The sequence below is a fragment of the Shewanella sp. SM69 genome (assembly GCF_025653985.1).
Classification (GTDB): domain Bacteria; phylum Pseudomonadota; class Gammaproteobacteria; order Enterobacterales; family Shewanellaceae; genus Shewanella; species Shewanella oncorhynchi.
The window spans coordinates 1-22,752 of record NZ_JAKKRV010000020.1 but is presented as its reverse complement, the minus strand read 5'-3'; the positions used below and the strand labels follow the sequence as shown (position 1 = coordinate 22,752).

The following is a 22,752-nucleotide window of genomic DNA, read 5'->3' as shown; positions in this document are numbered from 1 at the left end:
AGATACGAGTTTCAGAGCGCCTAGGGTGCTTCAATTCAAGGCGCATCAATGACAGAATGTCGGCCACCTTTTGAATTGATGCAACACGGAAGTGGAGTGCCCTAGGCGCTCCGTCCCGGCGGGTTTTAACGCACTTTATGCGGTGTTGGTTATTTTTAACTTAGCCCGCTAGGTCTGCAAATAGCCGCCTTGCCTAAAGTGCGTTAAATTCCCGCTGAATCCTGCATCTTCAGGTGGTTTGGGTATGTAAGCTTAACGATCACAGAATTGCTTAGTTTGTGGAGTTAAGGCATTGAAAAAGTTCATCCCCGAATCGCGATTCGGGGATAGAACACATTGAGAGGATAAGGTAAATTGCTGGATTACTGAGCCAGAATTTTTTCAAGAATAGGCTTATTAGCTTCTGGGAAGTCGTAATTGGTTAAGTCGGTTTTAGTGACCCAAGCTATAAGCTGACCTTCAAGGCCTTGAGCTGTGCCGTTAAATTCTGTGACTGAATGGATATCGAGTAGCACTTGTTTATCGGGATAGTCGAAACTCAACGCCATAAATGGCTGACTATCAGTGACATTGAGCGCGACTTCCTCTTTGAGTTCACGGATCAATGCCTGAGTGACAGTTTCGCCTGTCTCAACTTTACCACCAGGAAATTCCCATTTCCCACCTTGATGTAAATGATCTGGGCGTTTTGCCAACAGAATTTCACCGGCCGAGTTAGTAATAATGCCGACGGCAACATGGATGCGTTTAGTCATAATATTTATCGATTAATGAGTGGGTAAAAGTAAGTGCATTAAAGGCTTGAGCTGAGTTATTCGTGTGCAACCCCAAAATTACTCTTTAAAAAAATCGCCTTCATCGAGATCAAATTCATCAAATGCTTCTGGATCAAACTCGGCTTTGACTGGGATGACGTGTTTTTCTGACGCCCAATCACCGAGGTCGATCAACTTACAGCGCTCGCTGCAAAAAGGTTTAAATGCAGATTGTGGCACCCACTCGACAGGGGCTTTGCAGATAGGGCAGTTAACGGTCAATGGCATAATTGTTCTCTTGGTTAACGGCGATAAAGCGGCCGCCAATACTAATGTATTTCAGGCCATTAGTGTAAAGGCTTCATGCACAGGTAGCCAGTAAGAAATCAATTGAACGGTCGGAGTGGCGTTGTTGTTCAAACTGTACAAAATGGATAGCGAAACGGTTTTTATGGCCGCTAATCGTAGGATAACACCCGTGGGAAGCATCGACTTTAACCCTTACCAAAGCAAGTGCTTGGGCACTGTCACCTTGATAAAAGCCTGCGTGGGCAACGGCATTGTCGTAATTGGACGTGCAACGAGTCAGTTGAAGTAGTAACGTGATCGGGGTAAGCAAAGGTTCGAAATGCGCTATCCAAGAGCGATAATCGTGCTGTTTTTCTTCCCAAGGTTTAGATAGCCAATAATGCAGTTGTGGTAGGTCGAAGTTACAGCAAGCGCCTGGCATGCCGAAGCGTTGTCGTAGTGCGGAAATAAATTTGTCTTGTTTTAATTGGCTGCCGAAGCGTTCAGGCTTTTGTAACGGTTCGCGGGCTTGGGTGAGGGCATTGATATAGATATTGATTTGCTGGTGGTCGACGTGATCTAATTCTTGCCATTTGTTCAGTTGCAGCAAGTGCCGCTCAATATCTTTTAATACTTCATTGCGATAATCGCAGCGTTCAGATAATTCACAGAGGGAAAACAGCGGATAAAAACATCTATGTTGGTGGTCATTGCTTAGGTTACTTTGCAGCTGTTTATCGAGGTATTCGAGCCGCAAGTAGCTGCGAATTTTCTCGTTTAGGGGCTGTTCGTAAACTAATTCAGTCATGGGCGTTATGAGTACCAGATAGTTGTAAATAGCGTTGGTGCAATGCTAGCACCTCTCGTTTTAAGGTTGATATCTCTCCCTGATTATCAATAATGTCGTCGGCTCGGGCGAGTTTTTCGCTGCGGCTCAATTGGCTGTTAATGATGTTATTTACTTGAGATGCATCAACATTGTCCCTTTTTATGGTGCGGCTGATTTGCAACTCAGGCGAAATATCCACCACTAAAGTCCGATTGACTAACCTATCTAACCCGTTCTCAAATAGCAAGGGCACGACCATAATTACATAGGCCGAGGTTGCTTTTTCTACCTGTGCTAGCATTTCTTGGCGGATCATCGGGTGCAATAGCTGGTTTAACCATTCACGTTCTTCAGGGTGGCTAAATATCCGTTGCCGCAGTTTGGCGCGATCGAGTTCACCTTCTGGCGTTAACATCTCAATGCCAAAATGGCTAACGATGGCCTCAAGCCCTTTTGAACCCTGAGCGACAACGTCGCGGGCAACGATATCGGCGTCGACTAAGGTAATGCCTTCTGCGGCGAATAAATTGGCAACAGTCGTTTTACCGCTACCAATCCCACCCGTTAAACCAACAATAAATTTAGACATAAAACTCTCTTAAAAGCTATGAAGGACGCTATGCTGCTAGGACGGACTTCGTCCTTACAGTCTACGGAACGGGCTTCGCCCTTACGGTAAGCGAAGCGTTCAGTGAGTGAGCTTGCGAACGTTCCGTTATCCTTAAGTGAAGCCTGTTCTATAACGTACTTAAGTACCAATCCACTATAGGTTGACCCCATATTAGGGCTATCCAGCCTGCGGCAGCAATATAAGGCCCAAATGGGATGGGATTACCTTGTTTGAGGCGTTTACTGACAATCATGGCGATGCCAACCACTGCGCCAACGAGGGACGAAAGTAAAATCACCAGCGGCAGCATTTGCCAGCCGAGCCAAGCACCGAAAACGGCGAGCAGTTTAAAGTCCCCATAGCCCATGCCTTCCTTGCCTGTGAGGATCTTAAATAGCCAAAAAATGGACCACAAGCTTAAATAGCCAGCTGCCGCACCGATAATGGCATCGGTTGGACTCGCAAAGGTATGATTTAGATTGATGATCAAGCCGAGCCAAAGTAACGGTAACGTCATTTGGTCGGGGAGCAGCATCTCATCAAGATCGATGCCAGTAAGTGCGACAAGTACAAATGTCAGTATGCTCGCAAAGACAAATTGCCAGCTTGGACCAAAGTGCCACGCTAAAGTCGCAACAAGTAGCCCTGTGATGAATTCAATTATTGGGTAGCGGGCGGAAATCGGTGCGTGACAGGCGGCGCATTTTCCTTTGAGCATTAACCAGCCGAATACAGGTAAATTATGCCAAGGTTTAATCGCCGTTTTGCACTTAGGGCAAGCAGAGCCCGGCACCACAAGATTATATCTTTCGGGGAAGCTATCTATAGGTTTATTGAGTTTATCAATACCGATTTGTGTGACTATCTCTGAGTGGTATTCCTGCAAATACTGATTACATTCTTGCTGCCATTCCCGTTTCATCATCACAGGAAATCTGTGGATCACCACATTTAAAAAACTGCCTATGGTGGCGGCAAAAATAAAGCTTAGCGTAATAAAGAGCCAAGGACTCTGATCAAAAGAGTGGCCCAAAAGAGAGATAAATTCAGTCATTCAATTTCTTATATATTATTTGTGGAAGTGAGGCGTAATAACTAGCCGCCAACAATATTACCCATCTGGAAGATAGGTAAATACATGGCAACAATCAAACCACCCACAACAGTACCGATAACCACCATCATAATCGGTTCTATCAGACTTGATAAGCCATCGACGGCATCATCGACTTGCATTTCGTAGATGGTTGATACTTTATTGAGCATGTTATCTAGTGAGCCGGATTCTTCGCCTATCATCACCATCTGCACTAACATATCGGGGAAAAGACCAGTGGTTTGCATCGCGACATTCATCTGCATCCCCGCCATGACCTCTTGGCGAATATTCAATATGGCTTTGCGATAAACTGCATTACCCGATGCGCCAGCGGCGGACTCTAAGCCATCAATTAATGGCACACCTGCGGCAAAGGTGGTGGCTAAGGTGCGGGCGAAACGTGCCATGGCACCTTTGTGTAAAATCGGTCCAATGGCTGGGATTTTAAGCACGGCTTCATCGACTCTATCCCGTAAAATTTGCGAGTTTCGATGTGCGCGTACAAATAAAAATACACCGCCGACAATGGCAGCTAAAAAGATATACCAAGAAGATTGTAAGCCGCGGGAAATATGCAGTACCAGTTGCGTAAAAGCGGGCAGTTCTGCACCAAAGCCTTTAAAAATATCTTCAAACTGTGGCACCACAAAAAGAAGTAACAAAACCGTAACTAAAATAGCGACAATTACAACTGCAGCAGGATAAAACATAGCCTTCTTAATTTTTGATTTGAGCGCTTCCGTTTTTTCTCTGTAGGTTGCGACTCGATCGAAAACCAAATCGAGTGAACCTGAATGCTCACCCGCGGCGACTAAGTCAACATATAGTTCGTCGAAGTAACGCCTATGGGGGCGCATAGCATCGGATAAGGGAATACCCGATTGAATTTCGGTTAAAATAGTACCCAGTAATTCCCGCATTTTAGCTTTTTCATGGCCACGGCCGAGTAGTTCAAATGTCGTTACCAAAGGAACGCCTGCCGCCAACATAGTCGCGACTTGACGGGTCATCATGGCTATATCCATAGGGGTGATATTGGCTTCACCTAACTTAAATAGCGGAGAGGACTGCTTACGAACGCTCTTAGGGTTTACTCCTTGTGATTTAAGCTGGCTACGGATTTCGGCTGCGGTAGCACCTCTAAGCTCTCCTGCCGTTTTTTTGCCATCGCGGTTAACGCCTTTCCATTCGAAGGTATAGATTTTGGGCTGGCTTTTTTGCTCGGCTTTCTTAGTTCGAGACTTTCTTGTTGTCGTTGCCGTAGCCATAAATTATCCCTGTAAATAAATCGTTCTAGATTTCTAGTTAACTGAACGCTGTGCTTGCGAAATAGTTTGGACTCTAAGATTCAAATATACGAGTAGTAATACGGTATTGCCTAAATTTTAGATATAAAAGATTAGATTTAGCCAAAACTGGTTACGCGATTGACTTCTGCAATACTAGTTACGCCATGAATTACTTTCAATAATCCTGACTGACGCAAATCCCGCATCCCTTGCGCTTTAGCTTGGGAGGCGATTTGTAAGGAGTTACCGCCTTCCATGATAGTACGCGCTATCTCATCGGACATCTTCATCACTTCGTAAATACCAACCCGGCCTTTGTAGCCAGCAGAGCAATGTTCACAGCCTACAGGTTTAAAGGTGGTAAAACCTTGTGTAATTTGTGTTTGAGAAAAACCTAAACGTAATAGTTCATGCTCAGGGATGATTTCAGCTTGCTTACATTCGGGGCAAAGTCGACGCGCCAAACGCTGGGCAATAATCAGGTTAACTGAGCTGGCGATATTATAACCGGGCACGCCCATATTGATTAAACGGGTCAAGGTTTCGGCGGCCGAGTTTGTGTGTAGGGTCGATAACACTAAGTGACCCGTTTGTGCCGCTTTAATGGCAATTTCGGCGGTTTCAAGATCACGGATTTCACCCACCATCACTACATCGGGGTCTTGGCGCAGGAATGAGCGTAAAGCAGAGGCGAAAGTGAGACCGGCTTTTAAGTTAATGTGAACTTGGTTTACACCCTCAAGGTTTATTTCTACCGGATCTTCGGCGGTAGAAATATTACGCTCTTCAGTATTGAGAATATTTAACCCAGTATAGAGTGAGACGGTTTTACCTGAGCCTGTTGGGCCGGTCACTAAAATCATCCCTTGGGGTTTTGCTAACATCTCAAGGTAAAGTTTTTCTTGGTCGGGCTCGTAGCCGAGCTTTTCAATGCCCAATTGTGCGGAGGAAGAATCCAAGATCCGCATTACAATTTTTTCGCCCCATAAGGTCGGTAGAGTGCTGACCCGAAAGTCGATGGACTTAGTGCGGGAAAGTTTCATCTTGATTCGGCCGTCTTGTGGCACGCGGCGTTCGGCGATATCAAGTTTTGACATTACTTTTAGGCGCGCTGATAAGCGACCTGCAAGGCTTATAGGCGGTTCGGATACTTCGTGGAGGATACCGTCGATGCGAAAACGAATGCGGTAGCGCTTTTCATAGGGTTCAAAGTGTAAATCCGATGCTCCTTTACGAATGGCATCGGTTAGAATTTTATTGATATAGATAACAATAGGTGCATCATCGCTGGCCTCGCCTGCGGACTCTTCATTACGTCTGTCAGTGTCGGTAATTTCAATGCTCGCCAGTGCCGCTTCATCCATGCCGCCTAAATCTAGGCCGCTAATATCTACTTCGAGAATTTTCTCCAGTGCTTTGGCGAGTTTATCTTCTTCAACTAGAATCGCTTCGGCGTGCAGGCCTGCACTAAATTGGAAATCTTCGAGGGCGGCAATATTGGTCGGGTCGGATGTGCCTATATAGAGGCGATTTCCCCGTTTAAACAGCGGTAAGCAGCGGTGTTTTTCAATGAGTTTTTTGTTGAGGAAGTCCTCAGGAATGGAAGCAAGATCAAACTCATTGAGATCGAGTAGTGGCGTGCCATATTCCTCATAGCACATCTCAGCAATGGCACGTGCTGAAACCAGTTTACTTTGAACTAAAGTGCTGACTAACGCTTGCTTATTTTGACGGGATTTTGTGATGGCGTTCGCCATCTGCTCTTCATTTAGCAGACCTTTACGGATAAACAGGGTCGATAAACCCAAATGCAGGCCTGTAGATGGCATAGAGACTCCAGTTGTAAACAAGTGTTGAAATAATAACGTCTTTATAGCATTTTGTCATATTTAGTCTAATGAAAAAGCTATCCTTGGAACAAACAAATTTATGTGTGCGGAAGTTCATTGATATAATGATGTTGAAATTTTATTTACTTAATTTTCAATTGCTTGCTGTTGAATTTAATCATTGTGACCATCGTGAGTCTAGGAGCGTACGTATAGCAAGGAACTTCCGAGATGTACCGTATGAAATAAATTTCTGTTTTTAGCAAAAAAATATTAAAAATTTTGGATGTTTAAAGTTTTAATAAAAAGAAGAAGTTGCAAACTATTGTAGTCTTGGGTGAGTATTGTGGAGGTGATTTAACATAAATTGTATGATAATTAGTAAATTATAACGTTATAGCCATTAATTTTTGAGGCAGTCAGTATATGCAATTGGGAGCTTATTCTTGGGGACTATTAATTACATTTGCATGTATTTTCCTGCTCGGGACTGTATTTTCTTTTAATTTTTCTTATCTTGTTGGTATTGACAGTGAGTATGATCTAAAGCGTTTTCTTGTTATTGGCTTTATTTGGCTTGCTTCGTTGGGGTTATGTTTTGTTAAGGATGTTGAGTTCATAAGGCTTTCAAGGTTGACCAAGGTGTCTTTAACGATTTTTTTTGTATTGGCTATTGTATCTGCTTTTTTCAGTAAACATCCCTTTTGGGGAGTGGTTGAAATAACTAATATCGGAATACTCATAATAGCATTTTACTTGTTTGCTTTGAGTATTAATTCGATGAAGCGCAGCATCTTGTATTTTGCCGTTTATGCGGGAGTTTTATTCTTTTCTGTATTGACGTTTGCTAAATATATTTTATTTTTATTCTTTTCTTATGCGGATGCACAAAGCTTCGATATTCATGGCTTGCTTACGGGTTATGTGAATGTCCGCTTTTTTAACCAACTGCAAGTAATGGTGACACCTCTGCTTTTTTTGCCTTTTTTTGTTCAAAGTTTAGCTAAGTTCAAACGAGTCTCCATAGTTTTTGTTGCACTACATTGGGCTGTGTTGTTACAGACTGAAGCCCGGGGAGCTATGCTCTCGCTCATTTTAGCGTCAGTCGTGCTGTTTTTTTTTGTAGATGCAAATACCCGCAAACAATTTATTTCGACCATGTTGCAAACCATGTTATTTGGTATCTGCCTGTGGCTAGTATTTATCATCATAATTCCGTACTGGCTGATGGACAGTTCAAGTTTTCAGATTAGAACGGGGAGTTCTGGAAGGTTAGATTTATGGCTGTATGTTCTTAAATCTATTCCAGAACGTTTGTGGTTGGGTTTTGGGCCGATGAGCTTTACTTGGGCTGAAGGTAAACCATTACCACATGCTCATCCACATAATTCAGTGATGCAATTACTTTATGAGTACGGTGTTATCTGCAGTATCGTTTGCATAGCTTGGGTATTGAGTCGAATTTATAAGAGATTACGATATTTATATCTAGCAAACGACGTCGAGGTCATTCCTATTATTTATGCTCTGCTATCTGGGCTTTGTTATTCTTTGTTTAGCGGTGTTGTTGTCATGCCATTGGCACAGTTGATGCTGGTTTTTGTGGTCGCCATGCAAGTGCAATATGGTACATGTCGTGGCTATAAAGCAAGTGTCGTAGTCAGGATGTTATTGTTTTTAGTCGTGAGTGTTATGGCGTTTGTGTTATTGAACACTTACAAGAATGAAGAGTTGCTCCCTGCCTTATTTCCTAGAATGTGGGTGAATGGACTCATTAGCTACTGAGTGATGATAGTTAATAGCTAAAATGAGTCGCTCAAGTCGGTGGTTACAGCAAGAAATAAAGTAAGCAGTTAAGCTAAGCTGTAGTCGGAAAACACCCCATAAAAAAAGCCGCGAGTTAGCAGCTTTTTCAATCGTCTGACGGCGATATTATTACTTAAGATTGAGCTTCACAGGTAGCAGTGGTCCAAGTACAAGTAATTGTCTTAGCATCCTCGTCCTTGGCTGTGTACACTGCAGTTCCTGTTAGTGTTGCTAAACTCGTAGGCGTTGTTCCAGTAGGTGCACCTACACATGCGGAAGGCACATAAGTAGGATTTGTTGCTAACTCGCCGATTATAGAAGCTGATAACGCTTTAGTGAATGTACTTGCTTCGCTTAAACAGGAGTTGATTTTTCCTTTGTTTATATAATCTTTATAAGCAGGCAAAGCAATTGCTGCCAAAATACCGATAATGGCGACAACGATCATCAGTTCGATCAGAGTAAAACCCTGAGCTTTTTTATTTAATGCTTTGTTTAATCTTTTGTTTAAATGCATGGCCTTCATTTTTCTCTCCAGCTAACTATTTAGTGACTTACTGTGGTTGAATAGAGTGTTTAACCTAACCGCTGTTTTACTCTATAAATTGTTTTATCTCATCAAACTTTATTACTCATTTATGTCAATAAAATCATTTATATGATCTATGTAACATTAACAGTACACCGATGATCTTGAATGACCCATGTGTAATGACTCATGCTGATTTATCCAAGCTAGCTTTGCTAAATTAGCACTAAGTTAATGCTGGGTTAGCGCTTGTTTGAATAAATTGTTTCGGCAACCGCACCTTAGGCTAACGTTTTCAAAAATATGCCTCTCAAAAAACGTGAACTAGGCAATTTTAAAAAGAATCCCAGTGCTGACCTTAGGTGAGGTTGACCAAACGGCCATCTCGCCTTGGTAAAAGTTAGTACAAAGTTAGGTAAAAGGAAACAAAAATTAAGTATAAAGTACTAATAAAGTGTTGTTTTTGTATAAAAGGCTAACTTATCGACATGTTAGGTTATAACAACTTTTTGACAATATCAGTTTAGCTGGCGTGTCTCTCTATGTCGTCAAATTGGTGACATGAAATGGTGGCGGGTTGGGTGCTTCGTGAGGGTGAATGCTGAGTATGATAGTGCAGGCGTGATTTTGCATTTGGTTTGCAGGAGCCCTACAAAACAAATGCACTTCGCCTTAATATTTTATGAGTGGAATGTGCTTACGGTACTTTGCGAGAACATTCCACTGCCATTTAACATCTAGCGGTTTTAAGCTTTTAATCTGAGTGATAAATCTAAGGCGCGAACATGCTTAGTGAGTGCGCCAACTGAGATATAGTCCACCCCTGTTTTGGCAAATTCGGCTAAGGTATCTAAGGTTACATTGCCAGAGACTTCAAGCTTAGCGCCGGCGCCTTTAGCTAGGTACTGGTTATTCATCTCTACGGCTTCGACCATCTTAGTGATGTCGAAGTTATCTAACATTATGATATCTGTGCCAGAGTCGAGTGCTAAGGCGAGCTCTTCGAGTGACTCCACTTCGACTTCAACGGGTTTATTCGGGTACAAGCTGCGGGCGGTATCTACGGCTTGGCGAATACCGCCACAGGCCATAATGTGGTTTTCTTTAATCAAAAAAGCATCATATAAACCAATACGATGGTTTTTTCCGCCACCGCAGGTGACGGCATACTTTTGTGCCGTGCGTAGGCCTGGAATTGTCTTGCGAGTATCTAACAAGCGAGTGTGAGTCCCCGCCAGTTTATCGACATAATGTTTGGTTAAGGTAGCTACGCCAGAAAGTGTTTGGATAAAGTTCATTGCCGTGCGTTCGCCTGTGAGAATAGCGCGCGCAGGACCTGATAATTCACATAATAGCTGGTTGGGTAATACTAGATCGCCATCATCCACATGCCAATGCAGTGCGACTTCACCACCGAGTTGGTTAAAAACCTGCTCTGCCCATGCTTTACCACAAAAAACGCCTTCTTCACGGGTGATTAAAGTGGCTTCAGCGTACTTATCGGCGGGGATCAACATTGCTGTGATATCACCATAAGCGATGGCTTTGGTTTGATCGTTGATTTCGGTGCCACCTAAGTCTTCACTGAGGGCAGATTTTACTGATTGGCGGATATCGTTTTCTAACATAAGCGGAGTCCTTGCATTACGGCCTACTTGCATTTTAGGTTAAGATTACCACGGCCTTAGGTCTCACGGAACAGGTTGGAAGATTGAGCAAAAGGAGTAAGCTGCAGCCTTATTTAAATTGAGAGTGGATGGTTTGTTCCATGATCTCAATATTAAAAGATAGCTCAGTCAGTAAGTTCCGTGCGCAGGGTTTCTTCTTTGCTTGGAGGAATACTGTTAGAGTAAGGCGGTATATGTGGCTATAGAGGATAAGCTCATAATGCGGTTTGATTCGGGTTGGTGTGATAGTGCGAGGCGTTGTGAGTCGCCACATTTTAATCAACGTCCCTTGAATGAAGTGAGTTTGTTAGTGATCCACAATATTAGTCTGCCCGCAGGCTGCTTTGGATTACCTTACATTGATCAATTATTTCAAGGGTGTTTAGATACTAATGCCGATTTCAGCTTTGCACCGTTGCTGGGCTTGCAAGTGTCGGCGCACTTTTTGATCCGCCGCAATGGCGAGCGTGTCCAATATGTAAGCTGTAATGACAGGGCTTGGCATGCAGGGGTGTCTCGTTATGGCGAGAGAGAGAATTGTAATGATTTTTCCATTGGTATTGAACTGGAAGGCACAGATACTGAGCCTTACACTTCTGAGCAATATCAGTCACTCATCGAGTTAACACAAGCCCTACTGGTAGAATATCCATTGCTGAGTATTGAACGGATTGTGGGTCATTGTGATATTGCGCCAATGCGGAAAACGGACCCAGGGCAAAGTTTTGATTGGGAAGGATATTTAGGCAAGTTAAAGGAATATACTCAGGCGTTGCGTTCTTAGTTAATCACTTAACTTTTTGGATTTTAGACGTATTCCATATAAACCTAGACTATTTATGGACAAATTATAGAGGTACAGCCCATGGCATTATTTTCACTCTTGGTCGCCATTTTAGTGGAGCGACTTAAATTTCTTCCTTCATCATGGCAATTTGATCGTTTACTGCAATCCTATCAGACAACATTTTTTGGTGATAAAGCGTCACTGACAAGCGTGATGATGGCGTTGGCGTTAGTGCTGCCAGCCTTGTTGGTATATGTTTTATCTTGGTTAGTGGCGGGAATGTTTTGGGGCTTATTAAGTTTAGCCCTATGGATTGTTGTGGCAGTGGTTTGTTTTAACCATCAGAAACAGCGTGATATTTTCAAAAAGTATATGCAAGCGGCTTGTCGCTCTGATGTCCAAGCTTGTTACCATTATGCCGCTGAACTCGATTGTAGCGAGTGTTTAGATGCTGTATCCGAGAAAGACCTAGGTGCCAAAGTGGGTCAAAGTGTTGCTTGGATTAACTATCGTTATTACGGTGCCGTGGCGCTGTTTTTCATTTTTTTAGGTCCAGTCGGTGCGGTACTGTATTGCACGGTACGTTTTTATGCCGAAGAGAATGCCCGTAAATCCCTAGAGCTACCCTTAGTCAACGAAGTGATTACGCTACTGGATTGGTTACCGAGCCGGATTTTCGCCTTTGGTTATGCCTTAAGTGGTCAATTTAGTGAAGGTTTAGCGGCGTGGCGCCGTAATGGGTTGACCTTAAATGTGAGCGCTCACACTGTGGTGGCTGAAACGGCATTAGCGGCACAACCTTTACCTGAGGTCGCAAGTGCACCTATATGTGTACAATCAACCTTAGCATTATTAGTACTCAGTAAACGTAACTTTACACTTATTGTTGCAATACTTTCATTACTGACCATTTTCGGATTGGTGAGTTAAAAGAAGGATGCTTTGCAGCGAGAATCGAGAACGCTTCGCTGCTAGGGCGTCGCTGTGCTCCTACCTAGAATCTATCCGCTGCGCTTTTGGCAGCGCCTAGTGGGGCGAAGTCCGTGCTTTTGTCAAATGGTCTGACCCCATAAACATTTTTTTCCGCTATGCTCTCTTCGTGAGTGCTTTTGATCGAGATCGCTTTTAAGGAGTGATCTTCAATCTGGACATCAAAACGCTGATTTGATAAAGTGCGCTCACTCAAAAAAATTGGTAAGACCAATTTACAACGGAGCTGAGCGCCTGATGGCCTATAGTAAAATTAATCAGCCAAAAATTTCTGACGTGATCATGGCGCAATTAGAGCAAATGATCTTAGAGGGGAGTTTACAGCCCGGTCAGAAGTTACCGCCTGAACGCGAACTGGCGATCCAGTTTGAAGTGTCTCGACCTTCTTTGCGTGAAGCTATTCAAAAGCTTGAGGCAAAAGGACTGTTAATGCGCCGCCAAGGCGGTGGTACTTATGTCAAAGAACAACTCTGGCAGACCCTTGCCGATCCTATTGTTGAACTGATGAATTCAGATCCAGAGAGTCAGTACGACTTACTGGAGTTCCGCCATGCCACCGAAGGCATGATGGCCTATTTTGCGGCCCTGCGTGGTACCGACGCCGATATGCAAAATATCAAGCGTATGATTCTCGAGGTGGAAGCCGCCACCGATATCGAACAAAAAGCTGCTGCGATTGTGCGTTTTTATCGTGCTGTGGCGGAAGCGTCACATAACGTGGCTATGTTACACCTCGTTCTTAGTTTAACCCCTGTGCTGCATCAAAATGTGGCGCAAAACCTGGAGCTTTTAAGCCGCCGCGAAGAAGCTTCTACTATGGCTAACGATCACAGACGGGCCTTGCTCGCTGCCATCGTTCGTCGTGATCCCGACGCCGCCAGAGAAGCCTCAAATGAACACTTAAGTTACATCGAAGAGGTGATGTTATCTGTGCGGGAAGAAGATAGCCGGTTGCAGCGAAGCTTGCGCCGTTTAAAGAGTGGCGCTTAAGTTCTGTGATTTAGCTGCCAGCTAAATCGGAATATGCCGCAAACACCATTCATTATCATGTATATAGAGAAGGACAGTGTCATGTCTGAAGATATGCTACAAGACGTAGATCCGTTAGAGACTCAGGAATGGGTTGATGCCCTGCAAGCCGTGTTGGAACAGGAAGGCCCAGAGCGCGCACATTTTTTACTAGAAAAGCTGATCGATAAAGCGCGTCGTAATGGCACTCACTTGCCTTATAACGCCACAACGGCTTACCTGAACACTATTCCTGCGGGTCAAGAGCCGCACATGCCTGGCAACCAAGAGATGGAACGTCGCATTCGCGCCATCATCCGTTGGAACGCTTTAGCTATGGTGCTTCGTGGTTCTAAGAAAGATTTAGAATTAGGCGGCCATATTTCAAGCTTCGCCTCAAGCGCGACTATTTATGACGTATGTTTTAACCACTTCTTCCGCGCACCCAATGAAAAAGACGGTGGCGATTTAGTGTATTTCCAAGGCCATATTGCCCCTGGTATTTATGCGCGTTCATTCTTAGAAGGTCGTTTAAGCGAAGACCAACTGGCTAACTTCCGTCAAGAAGTGGATGGCAAGGGTCTGTCTTCATACCCACATCCAAAACTGATGCCGGATTACTGGCAATTTCCAACCGTTTCTATGGGCTTAGGTCCTATCCAAGCGATTTATCAGGCGCGTTTCCTGAAATATCTGACTGACCGTGGTCTGAAAGATTGTTCAGCACAAACCGTTTACTGTTTCTTAGGTGACGGTGAGTGTGACGAGCCAGAAGCCTTAGGTGCGATTGGTTTAGCGGCCCGTGAAGAATTAGATAACTTAGTCTTCATCGTTAACTGTAACTTACAGCGTCTTGATGGCCCTGTACGTGGTAACGGTAAGATAATCCAAGAACTTGAAGGCGAATTCCGCGGCGCAGGCTGGGAAGTCGTTAAAGTGATTTGGGGTCGTTACTGGGATCCATTATTGGCCCGTGACACTAGCGGTAAGTTACTGCAGTTAATGGAAGAAACCGTTGACGGTGAATACCAAAACTGTAAAGCCAAAGGTGGCGCTTATACACGCGAACACTTCTTTGGTAAGTATCCTGAAACGGCCGAAATGGTGGCTAACATGTCAGATGATGACATTTGGCGCTTAAACCGTGGCGGTCATGATCCGGTGAAAGTGTACGCTGCCTTAGATCACGCACAAAAAACCAAAGGTCGCCCAACGGTGATTTTAGCTAAAACCGTAAAAGGTTATGGCTTAGGTGATGCGGGTGAAGGTAAAAACATCGCTCACAACGTGAAGAAAATGGGTATCGAGTCTATCCGTTACTTCCGCGATCGTTTCAATATCCCGATCCCAGATGACCAGTTAGAAGATCTGCCTTTCTATCACCCAGGTCCAGATTCTGAAGAAGTGAAGTACATGATGAGCCGTCGTGAAGCGCTGCATGGTAGCGTGCCACAACGTCGTCAAAAGTTCACCGAAGAGATGGAAGTGCCGTCACTGAAGATTTTCGATTCGATTTTACAGGGCTCTAACGGCCGTGAAATTTCATCGACTATGGCATTCGTTCGTGTTCTGACAGCTCTGCTGAAAGACAAGAAAATTGGCAAAAATATTGTGCCAATTATTCCTGACGAAGCCCGTACTTTCGGTATGGAAGGTTTGTTCCGTCAAGTGGGTATTTATGCTCACGAAGGCCAAAAATATATTCCGCAGGATTCTGACCAAGTTGCTTACTACCGTGAAGATAAAACCGGCCAAGTATTGCAAGAAGGGATTAACGAACTCGGCGCTATGTCTTCATGGGTATCAGCAGCGACGAGCTACTCAGTCAATGATACACCTATGATCCCGTTCTACATCTACTACTCAATGTTCGGTTTCCAACGTATTGGCGACATGGCTTGGGCTGCGGGTGACATGCGTGCTCGTGGTTTCTTAGTCGGTGGCACTTCAGGTCGTACAACGCTTAACGGCGAAGGTTTACAGCATCAAGATGGTCACAGCCACGTATTGGCGAACACTATCCCTAACTGTATTACTTACGATCCAACCTACGGTTACGAAATCGCCGTTGTGGTACAAGATGGTATCCGTCGTATGTACGGCGAAAATCAAGAAGATATCTTCTACTACTTGACCACAATGAACGAAAACTATGAGCAACCAGCCATGCCAGAAGGCGCGGAAGTGGGCATAGTGAAAGGTATCTATAAGTTAGAAACGGTTGCGGGCTCAGGTAAAGGCAAAGTTCAGTTAATGAGCTGTGGCACTGTCCTTGAACAAACCCGTAAAGCGGCGCAAGCACTGGCGAAAGACTTCGGCATTACTGCCGACGTATTTAGCGTAACTAGCTTCAACGAATTGACTCGCGATGGTCAAGCCGCTGAACGTTGGAACATGCTGCACCCAACCGAAACGCCAAAACAAGCCTATATAAGCCAAGTGATTTCAAGTGATGCACCTGCAATCGTCGCGACTGACTATATGAAGATTTACGGCGAACAGTTACGTGCTTATATTCCTACCGATTACAAAGTGTTAGGTACTGACGGTTTCGGTCGTTCAGACAGCCGCGAGAATCTGCGTCACCACTTCGAAGTGGACGCTAAGTTCATCGTTATTGCGGCACTGAAATCACTGGTTGATCGCAAAGAGCTGCCTGTCGATGTGTTAGCAAAAGCCATTAAAGAATATGGTATCGACGCTGACAAGATCAATCCACAGTACGCGTAAGAGGCAATGAAAATGGCTGAATTAAAAGAAGTTTTTGTTCCTGACATCGGCGGCGATGAAGTGCAAGTGATCGAAATTTGTGTAGCTGTGGGTGATACCCTAGCGGCAGAAGAATCGATTCTTACCGTCGAAAGCGACAAGGCGACTATGGATATTCCAGCGCCTTTCGCCGGTGTTTTAGCCGAATTGAAAGTGGCTGTGGGCGATAAAGTATCTGAAGGTACTTTGATTGCTATGATGCAAGCGGCGGGCGCGGCAGCTGCCGCTCCGGCTCCAGTTGCAGCACCCGCTCAGGCGGCACCAGCATCTGCACCGGTTCAAGCGGCTCCAGCCCCTGTGGCTGCTGCTCCTGCGACTGGCGCAACCAAAGTGGTTGAAGTCACTGTGCCAGATATCGGTGGCGACACTGATGTATCGGTTATCGAAGTCTTGGTTGCTGTCGGTGACAAGATTGATGTTGATAGCGGTTTAATTACCCTAGAAACAGACAAAGCGACGATGGACGTGCCATCACCTTTCGCGGGTGTGGTTAAAGACGTTAAAGTTGCGGTTGGCGATAAAGTGTCGCAAGGCTCTTTAGTCATCATGCTTGAAGTGGGCGGCGCTGCACCTGCTGTGGCTCCAAGCGTTAGCGCGCCAGCTGCAACTGTGGCTCAGGCGGCTCCTGCCGCTACGGTAGCGCCAGTGGCCGCAGCACCTGCTGCACCAGCGGCAAGTGTGGTTGCGGTAAAAGAAATTCAAGTGCCGGATATTGGCGATGCCAGCAATGTCGATGTGATCGAAGTGCTCGTGTCTGTCGGTGATGAAATCACTGCCGACCAAGGTTTGATTACGCTTGAAACTGACAAAGCCACCATGGAAGTGCCTGCGCCATTCGCCGGTAAACTGCTGTCTTTGACTGTTAAAGTGGGTGACAAGGTTTCTCAAGGTAGCGTTATTGCGACGATTGAAACTGTCACAGTGGGGGCAGCTCCAGCAGCGGTTGCTCAAGCGGCAGCTCCTGCTCCAGTGAGCGCGGCGCCCGTTGCAGCCCCAACACCTGCAAGCCGTCCTCCAGTACCACACCACCCAAGTGCAGGTACACCTGTGTCTACCGGTGCGGTACATGCGTCTCCTGCGGTACGTCGTTTAGCCCGTGAATTTGGTGTCGACTTGACCCAAGTGACAGGTTCTGGCCGTAAAGGTCGCATCATGAAAGAAGACGTTCAGGCGTATGTGAAATACGAACTGTCGCGTCCTAAAGCGACTGCTGCAACTTCTGTTGGTTCAGGTAACGGCGGTGGTCTGCAAGTGATTGCAGCACCTAAAGTTGATTTCAGTAAGTTTGGTGAAGTGGAAGAAATTCCATTAAGCCGTATCCAGAAGATTTCTGGCCCTAACTTACACCGCAACTGGGTAACTATCCCTCACGTGACTCAGTTCGATGAAGCTGATATCACTGAAATGGAAGAGTTCCGCAAGCAGCAAAATGATGTAGCGGCGAAGAAAAAAGCCGATTACAAGATCACGCCTTTAGTGTTTATGCTGAAAGCTGTGGCTAAAACGTTGCAACAGTTCCCTGTGTTCAACTCTAGCTTAAGCTCTGATGGCGAATCACTGATCCAGAAGAAGTATTTCCACATCGGTGTGGCGGTTGATACGCCAAACGGTTTGGTTGTGCCAGTCGTGCGTGACGTGGATAAGAAAGGCATTATCGAGTTATCTCGTGAACTGGCTGATATCTCTATCCGTGCCCGTGATGGCAAGCTGAAATCTGCTGATATGCAAGGTAGCTGTTTCACCATTTCAAGTTTAGGTGGTATTGGCGGTACGGCGTTTACGCCTATCGTGAACTACCCAGATGTGGCAATTTTAGGTGTGTCTAAATCTGAAATTAAGCCTAAGTGGAATGGTAAAGAGTTCGAACCTAAATTGATGTTGCCGCTGTCACTGTCATACGATCACCGCGTGATCGATGGTGCCATGGCTGCACGTTTTAGTGTGACGCTGTCAGGAATTCTGTCCGATATTCGTACTTTGGTTCTGTAAGCATATAAGGCTGCTCATCTTGAGCAGCCTTTTGTTTATTGTGATCAGTATCAAACACAGGTTAAAATGCGCCCACCTTACGCGCTGGCGCATTTTCGGTTGGCAGGATAGCTCCTCCAACGGATTGAATGAGAATTAGAGGAAAACATGAGTAACGAAATCAAAACTCAGGTAGTGGTATTAGGTGCAGGTCCTGCAGGTTATTCTGCGGCTTTCCGTGCTGCTGACTTAGGTCTGGAAACCATCATAGTTGAACGTTTTAGCACTTTAGGTGGCGTGTGTCTTAACGTGGGTTGTATCCCATCTAAAGCCTTACTGCACGTTGCTAAAGTTATCGAAGAAGCCAAAGCGGTTGCCGCTCACGGTGTGGTCTTCGGCGAGCCAACTATCGATTTAGATAAGTTACGTGGCTTTAAAGAAAAAGTCATTGGCCAATTAACAGGCGGATTGGGCGGCATGTCCAAAATGCGTAAAGTTAACGTGGTTAACGGTTTTGGTAAATTCACTGGCCCTAACACGCTAGAAGTGACTGCTGAAGATGGCACTGTGACTAAAGTGACTTTCGAGCAAGCGATCATTGCTGCGGGTTCTCGCCCAATCAAACTGCCATTTATTCCGCATGAAGATCCACGTATTTGGGATTCGACTGACGCATTAGAACTGAAAGAAGTTCCAGGCAAGTTGTTAGTGATGGGCGGCGGTATTATCGGTCTAGAAATGGGTACTGTGTACGCTTCTTTAGGCAGCCAAATCGACGTGGTTGAGATGTTCGACCAAGTGATCCCTGCGGCTGATAAAGATGTGGTTCGCGTATTTACTAAGCAAATCAAGAAGAAATTCAACCTGATCCTTGAAACTAAAGTCACAGCGGTCGAAGCCCGTGAAGACGGTATTTATGTTTCTATGGAAGGTAAGAGCGCACCAACTGAAGCCGTTCGTTACGATGCCGTATTAGTGGCTATTGGCCGTGCACCTAATGGTAAGTCGTTAGATGCTGAAAAAGCAGGTGTTAACGTTGATGAGCGTGGCTTTATCAAGGTTGATAAGCAACTGCGTACTAACGTACCGCACATCTATGCTATCGGCGACATCGTTGGTCAACCTATGTTGGCTCACAAAGGCGTGCACGAAGGCCATGTAGCGGCTGAAGTTATCGCTGGCATGAAGCACTACTTCGATCCAAAAGTCATCCCATCAATTGCTTATACTGACCCTGAAGTCGCTTGGGTTGGTCTGACTGAGAAAGAAGCGAAAGAGCAAGGTATTGCTTACGAAACCGCAACTTTCCCATGGGCTGCAAGTGGTCGTGCGATTGCGTCAGATTGTTCTGAAGGTATGACTAAGCTGATTTTCGACAAAGACACTCACCGCGTGATCGGTGGTGCTATTGTGGGTGTTAACGGCGGCGAGCTGTTAGGTGAAATCGGTCTAGCGATTGAAATGGGTTGTGATGCTGAAGATTTAGCATTAACCATTCACGCTCACCCAACACTGCACGAATCAGTAGGCTTAGCGGCTGAAATGTACGAAGGTTCTATTACTGATTTGCCAAACCCAAAGGCAAAGAAAAAGTAATTTAGCTGTCGATTAAAAAAGCGCTCACTTGAGCGCTTTTTTATTGCCTGTATTTTTTTGTAACTTTTATGTAAACAAGCGGATGAATTGAAGGGATTGAGCTGCTACAGTACAGTTATACCCAAGCGACTTCAAAATACGAGTTTCAGAGCGCCCAGGGTGCTTCAATTCAAGGCGCATCAATGAAAAAATGTGGCCACCTTTTGAATTGATGCAACACGGAAGTGGAGTGCCCTGGGTGCTCCGTCCCGGCGGGTTTTAACGCACTTTATGCGGTGTTGGCTATTTTTGACTTAGCCCACTAGGCCTGCAAATAGCCGTCTTGCCTAAAGTGCGTTAAATTCCCGCTGAATGCTGCATTTTGAGGTGGTTTGGGTATATGTATGAAGTAAGTTGTCACATGCAAACAAAAATAATTAGAACAATTCTGACATGTTTCATCCTTTCACTGATTAGCGTCCATTCGGCTTGGGCGGGCGGCTTTGTGCAGCGTGTTTTTACCGATAGAGACGGTTTAGCTGTCACCAGCATCCGAGGTTTAGCCTTAGATGACTACGGTTTTGTATGGGCAGCGACTGAGCAGGGCTTGTATCGGGTCAGTAATTCTAAGGTGCGGCGCATTGATAAAATTGGCACGGAATCACGGCTTGCGGATGACTTTTTAACGACAGTGGTGAACATCGACCGAGACAAGTTATTGGTCAGCACTAATGCCGCGATTTACCTTTACGATATAGTACAAAATCAATTTACCGCGTTTGGTTCTCCCTATTTATTCCCGCAGTTTCCAGGTGGTGCGCTGATATCGGCAGCCCGCAAGAATAGTCAAACATGGCGATTATTAATTGATAATGGTCAGATCTATGAGTTTTCCCCTTCAAAGTCAGAACTTCGCCTTATCACCCAATTAGCTGTTAATCGCGACCTTCCTTGGCGCAAGTTATTACTTATGCCCAATGGACACATGTTGGTTGCGGGGCAGTTACAACTAGAGCTCCTCGATAACAAGGGCGAACGGCTGTTCCAATACCCTTGGACCGAATCTATGGGCAGTATTCTTGATATGTTGGAGGATACTCAACATAGGATCTGGATTGCGACAGGGCGTGGCGTTTATCAATTAGATCAAATCGCTCATCAAATTACACCTGTGCCAGAATTACCCGATTGGAGCACAGCGATCATTGAAGATGCTAAAGGGTATTTGTGGTTTGCCAGCCGTATTGGCTTGTTAAAATGGTCGCCTGAGACGCGGTTGATTGAGAATTATCAGCAAGAGTTGAAGGCTGAGGCCAACATGGAAACGCTGAAAGCCATGTTGTTTGATGATGCAGGCTTGATGTGGGTTGGAGGCTCTGGTGATGGATTGGCATTGTTAGCGTCACAGCCTGATTTCATTCTTGATACTTATGCGGCAGATGAACCCTATCAGCTGAGCGATGCCATGACTTGGTCTGTACATGCCAGTGATGAAGGGGTTTGGCTCGGTTCTTCCAGTTTAGATTTTGTTGCTAAGGGCAGTAAAAAAGCGGTTAACATTCCGATTGAGGGGTTTAATCCCCACGAAAGTATTTATGATATTAGTGAGTTTGAGGACCATTATTTACTTATCTCAACAACCAGTGGTCTTTTTGTTATTGATAAAGAGACCTTGCAAGGAAGTAGTTTTTCTAAATGGACTCACGGTCAGGATGACTTTAAAAATAAGCTCATATATAAAACTTATCGGGATCCCAAACTGAAAGGACGCGTCTGGATTGCGACTACCACGGGACTCTATTTTTGGGAAATGGGACTTTATGAGCCCCAGCCATTTGATATTGATAAGTCATCGAACGAATTTGATGGCCCCAAGCGGCCAGTGATCCGCACGATTTATCGTACCTCAGACGGTCGTCTTTGGGTTGGCGGTAAAAAAGTCTTTGGTTACATAGACAGTCAAAACGAGTTTCATGATCAACGGCACTTATTTAATGCTTTTGCGGCACAACCAACGATTAGCCATATTGAAGAAATGTCCCCGGGAATTATCTGGTTTGGTTCCTATGAAAAAGGTTTGTTTGAATATCAGCAGCAGACGGAATCGTTAGTTTCACTGACTTCCGAATGGCAATTAAATTGTAGTTCAGTGTTTTTTATTCAAAAGACCCCTAAGTCAAATCTTGTGGGTTGTGCTGATTCTTTGATTCGTCAGGATATTCAAACGGGCAATATCGCCATGTTTAATCAACTCGATGGTTTGATTTCCGATGAAATGAACGAGGGCGCTTATTTTTATTCGCCAAAAACAGGCTTTTACTTAGGAACACCTGAAGGTGTGATGCGACTCGATGTCAATAGGCTGGTCAATCGTATAACCGATGACCATGTGATGCTTGAATCTGTCTCTGTGTACTATAACAACACGACAGAAGTATCCTTGTTGCCGCGTAACCTGATGACCATCAAACCCGATGCGAATATGGTGAGTTTTCAAATCACTAACTTAGATTACCTCGATGATTCGCCAATCCAATTTAAATACCGATTACGCTATCAGGATGAAGATAGCCATTATGTCTTGTTGCAGGGGGAATCTCAGATCAACCTCGCAGGATTAGCTGCGGGGGGTTATGTTTTAGATATTTTGAGTCAAGTTAATGGGATATGGTCAGATAAGCCGTTCTCTTATCCTTTTTATGTTGAGCACTGAAGGATCCCCTCATAAATCAGCCATAGCATAGCCATATTTGAGCAACTGATTGGCGAATAATACCCAGGCCGCCAGCAATTCTTTCTCCGTGATTTGATAATCAGGCCGCCTGAGTACCTCCAATCCCAAGCGAATCGTTGAGAGTACCGTTCGATGCCCAATGGTATTGGCCTGAAAATGCTTATCCCAGCCCTGTTGCTGTGCGTGTAAACCAACTAGCCACAACAGGCATTGAACCATC

General features: G+C 45.0%; 16 protein-coding genes and 2 pseudogenes. 8 read left to right on the top strand and 10 right to left on the bottom strand.

Annotated features, from left to right (window positions below; genetic code table 11):
• Window positions 1-362: 362 nt before the first annotated feature.
• The 7 genes from mutT to pilB all read right to left on the bottom strand — a co-directional run bounded on the left by mutT (window position 363) and on the right by pilB (window position 6,699).
• The gene (mutT, locus tag L5M37_RS20555; protein WP_131523409.1) at window positions 363-755 is read right to left on the bottom strand and encodes an 8-oxo-dGTP diphosphatase MutT; all 393 of its coding nucleotides are present in this window, start codon (window positions 753-755) and stop codon (window positions 363-365) included.
• Between the two features lie 78 nt (window positions 756-833).
• Window positions 834-1,043 carry a DNA gyrase inhibitor YacG gene (gene yacG / locus L5M37_RS20550; RefSeq protein WP_006083355.1) on the bottom strand — a complete coding sequence of 70 codons (210 nt, stop codon included), beginning with the start codon at window positions 1,041-1,043 and terminating at the stop codon, window positions 834-836.
• 73 nt (window positions 1,044-1,116) lie between these two features.
• Window positions 1,117-1,851, bottom strand: a complete 735-nt coding sequence (zapD, locus tag L5M37_RS20545; RefSeq protein ID WP_263201728.1) for a cell division protein ZapD — start codon at window positions 1,849-1,851, stop codon at window positions 1,117-1,119.
• Window positions 1,844-2,461: a dephospho-CoA kinase gene (gene coaE / locus L5M37_RS20540; RefSeq protein ID WP_212601341.1), complete on the bottom strand. Its 618-nt coding sequence runs from the start codon at window positions 2,459-2,461 to the stop codon at window positions 1,844-1,846. Before coaE ends, zapD begins: the two co-directional genes overlap by 8 nt.
• 148 nt (window positions 2,462-2,609) lie before the next feature.
• Window positions 2,610-3,536, bottom strand: a complete 927-nt coding sequence (locus L5M37_RS20535; RefSeq protein WP_263201727.1) for a prepilin peptidase — start codon at window positions 3,534-3,536, stop codon at window positions 2,610-2,612.
• 41 nt (window positions 3,537-3,577) lie between these two features.
• The gene (locus L5M37_RS20530; RefSeq protein WP_105250408.1) at window positions 3,578-4,849 is read right to left on the bottom strand and encodes a type II secretion system F family protein; all 1,272 of its coding nucleotides are present in this window, start codon (window positions 4,847-4,849) and stop codon (window positions 3,578-3,580) included.
• Window positions 4,850-4,986: 137 nt separating this feature from the next.
• Window positions 4,987-6,699, bottom strand: a complete 1,713-nt coding sequence (pilB, locus tag L5M37_RS20525; protein WP_263174150.1) for a type IV-A pilus assembly ATPase PilB — start codon at window positions 6,697-6,699, stop codon at window positions 4,987-4,989.
• Between the two features lie 426 nt (window positions 6,700-7,125).
• Here pilB and L5M37_RS20520 point away from each other — a divergent pair, with 426 nt between their 5' ends.
• Window positions 7,126-8,484, top strand: coding sequence for an O-antigen ligase family protein (locus tag L5M37_RS20520; protein WP_263201726.1), 1,359 nt, complete (start codon window positions 7,126-7,128; stop codon window positions 8,482-8,484).
• Window positions 8,485-8,638: 154 nt separating this feature from the next.
• Here L5M37_RS20520 and L5M37_RS20515 read toward each other — a convergent pair whose 3' ends face one another.
• Window positions 8,639-9,031 carry a prepilin-type N-terminal cleavage/methylation domain-containing protein gene (locus tag L5M37_RS20515; RefSeq protein WP_263201725.1) on the bottom strand — a complete coding sequence of 131 codons (393 nt, stop codon included), beginning with the start codon at window positions 9,029-9,031 and terminating at the stop codon, window positions 8,639-8,641.
• Window positions 9,032-9,780: 749 nt separating this feature from the next.
• Window positions 9,781-10,662 (bottom strand): carboxylating nicotinate-nucleotide diphosphorylase, encoded by an 882-nt coding sequence (nadC, locus tag L5M37_RS20510; protein WP_263164579.1) that lies wholly within the window; start codon window positions 10,660-10,662, stop codon window positions 9,781-9,783.
• A gap of 259 nt (window positions 10,663-10,921) precedes the next feature.
• Between nadC and ampD the strand changes: the two genes are divergently transcribed.
• The 7 genes and pseudogenes from ampD to L5M37_RS20475 form a co-directional block, all read left to right on the top strand.
• Window positions 10,922-11,485 (top strand): 1,6-anhydro-N-acetylmuramyl-L-alanine amidase AmpD, encoded by a 564-nt coding sequence (gene ampD, locus L5M37_RS20505; RefSeq protein ID WP_263174148.1) that lies wholly within the window; start codon window positions 10,922-10,924, stop codon window positions 11,483-11,485.
• Window positions 11,486-11,566: 81 nt separating this feature from the next.
• Window positions 11,567-12,418, top strand: a complete 852-nt coding sequence (ampE, locus tag L5M37_RS20500) for a beta-lactamase regulator AmpE (protein WP_263201724.1) — start codon at window positions 11,567-11,569, stop codon at window positions 12,416-12,418.
• 297 nt (window positions 12,419-12,715) lie between these two features.
• Entirely contained in the window at window positions 12,716-13,468 is a 753-nt protein-coding gene (pdhR, locus tag L5M37_RS20495) for a pyruvate dehydrogenase complex transcriptional repressor PdhR (protein WP_105250401.1), read from the top strand.
• Between the two features lie 81 nt (window positions 13,469-13,549).
• Window positions 13,550-16,216: a pyruvate dehydrogenase (acetyl-transferring), homodimeric type gene (aceE, locus tag L5M37_RS20490; protein WP_263201723.1), complete on the top strand. Its 2,667-nt coding sequence runs from the start codon at window positions 13,550-13,552 to the stop codon at window positions 16,214-16,216.
• A gap of 12 nt (window positions 16,217-16,228) precedes the next feature.
• The gene (gene aceF, locus L5M37_RS20485; RefSeq protein ID WP_263201722.1) at window positions 16,229-18,244 is read left to right on the top strand and encodes a dihydrolipoyllysine-residue acetyltransferase; all 2,016 of its coding nucleotides are present in this window, start codon (window positions 16,229-16,231) and stop codon (window positions 18,242-18,244) included.
• Between the two features lie 147 nt (window positions 18,245-18,391).
• A complete protein-coding gene (gene lpdA / locus L5M37_RS20480) occupies window positions 18,392-19,819 on the top strand; it encodes a dihydrolipoyl dehydrogenase (RefSeq protein WP_105250398.1) in 1,428 nt (475 codons plus the stop codon).
• Window positions 19,820-20,198: 379 nt separating this feature from the next.
• Window positions 20,199-22,505 (top strand): annotated as a pseudogene (locus tag L5M37_RS20475) (two-component regulator propeller domain-containing protein); the annotation flags it as partial.
• A gap of 15 nt (window positions 22,506-22,520) precedes the next feature.
• Here L5M37_RS20475 and L5M37_RS20470 read toward each other — a convergent pair.
• Window positions 22,521-22,752 (bottom strand): annotated as a pseudogene (locus L5M37_RS20470) (IS4 family transposase); the annotation flags it as partial.

What these genes read in the sequence shown, in the direction of transcription:
- mutT (WP_131523409.1), bottom strand. Translation starts at nt 755, where the DNA reads ATGACTAAACGCATCCATGTTGCCGTCGGCATTATTACTAACTCGGCC.
- yacG (WP_006083355.1), bottom strand. Translation starts at nt 1,043, where the DNA reads ATGCCATTGACCGTTAACTGCCCTATCTGCAAAGCCCCTGTCGAGTGG.
- zapD (WP_263201728.1), bottom strand. Translation starts at nt 1,851, where the DNA reads ATGACTGAATTAGTTTACGAACAGCCCCTAAACGAGAAAATTCGCAGC.
- coaE (WP_212601341.1), bottom strand. Translation starts at nt 2,461, where the DNA reads ATGTCTAAATTTATTGTTGGTTTAACGGGTGGGATTGGTAGCGGTAAA.
- L5M37_RS20535 (WP_263201727.1), bottom strand. Translation starts at nt 3,536, where the DNA reads ATGACTGAATTTATCTCTCTTTTGGGCCACTCTTTTGATCAGAGTCCT.
- L5M37_RS20530 (WP_105250408.1), bottom strand. Translation starts at nt 4,849, where the DNA reads ATGGCTACGGCAACGACAACAAGAAAGTCTCGAACTAAGAAAGCCGAG.
- pilB (WP_263174150.1), bottom strand. Translation starts at nt 6,699, where the DNA reads ATGCCATCTACAGGCCTGCATTTGGGTTTATCGACCCTGTTTATCCGT.
- L5M37_RS20520 (WP_263201726.1), top strand. Translation starts at nt 7,126, where the DNA reads ATGCAATTGGGAGCTTATTCTTGGGGACTATTAATTACATTTGCATGT.
- L5M37_RS20515 (WP_263201725.1), bottom strand. Translation starts at nt 9,031, where the DNA reads ATGAAGGCCATGCATTTAAACAAAAGATTAAACAAAGCATTAAATAAA.
- nadC (WP_263164579.1), bottom strand. Translation starts at nt 10,662, where the DNA reads ATGTTAGAAAACGATATCCGCCAATCAGTAAAATCTGCCCTCAGTGAA.
- ampD (WP_263174148.1), top strand. Translation starts at nt 10,922, where the DNA reads ATGCGGTTTGATTCGGGTTGGTGTGATAGTGCGAGGCGTTGTGAGTCG.
- ampE (WP_263201724.1), top strand. Translation starts at nt 11,567, where the DNA reads ATGGCATTATTTTCACTCTTGGTCGCCATTTTAGTGGAGCGACTTAAA.
- pdhR (WP_105250401.1), top strand. Translation starts at nt 12,716, where the DNA reads ATGGCCTATAGTAAAATTAATCAGCCAAAAATTTCTGACGTGATCATG.
- aceE (WP_263201723.1), top strand. Translation starts at nt 13,550, where the DNA reads ATGTCTGAAGATATGCTACAAGACGTAGATCCGTTAGAGACTCAGGAA.
- aceF (WP_263201722.1), top strand. Translation starts at nt 16,229, where the DNA reads ATGGCTGAATTAAAAGAAGTTTTTGTTCCTGACATCGGCGGCGATGAA.
- lpdA (WP_105250398.1), top strand. Translation starts at nt 18,392, where the DNA reads ATGAGTAACGAAATCAAAACTCAGGTAGTGGTATTAGGTGCAGGTCCT.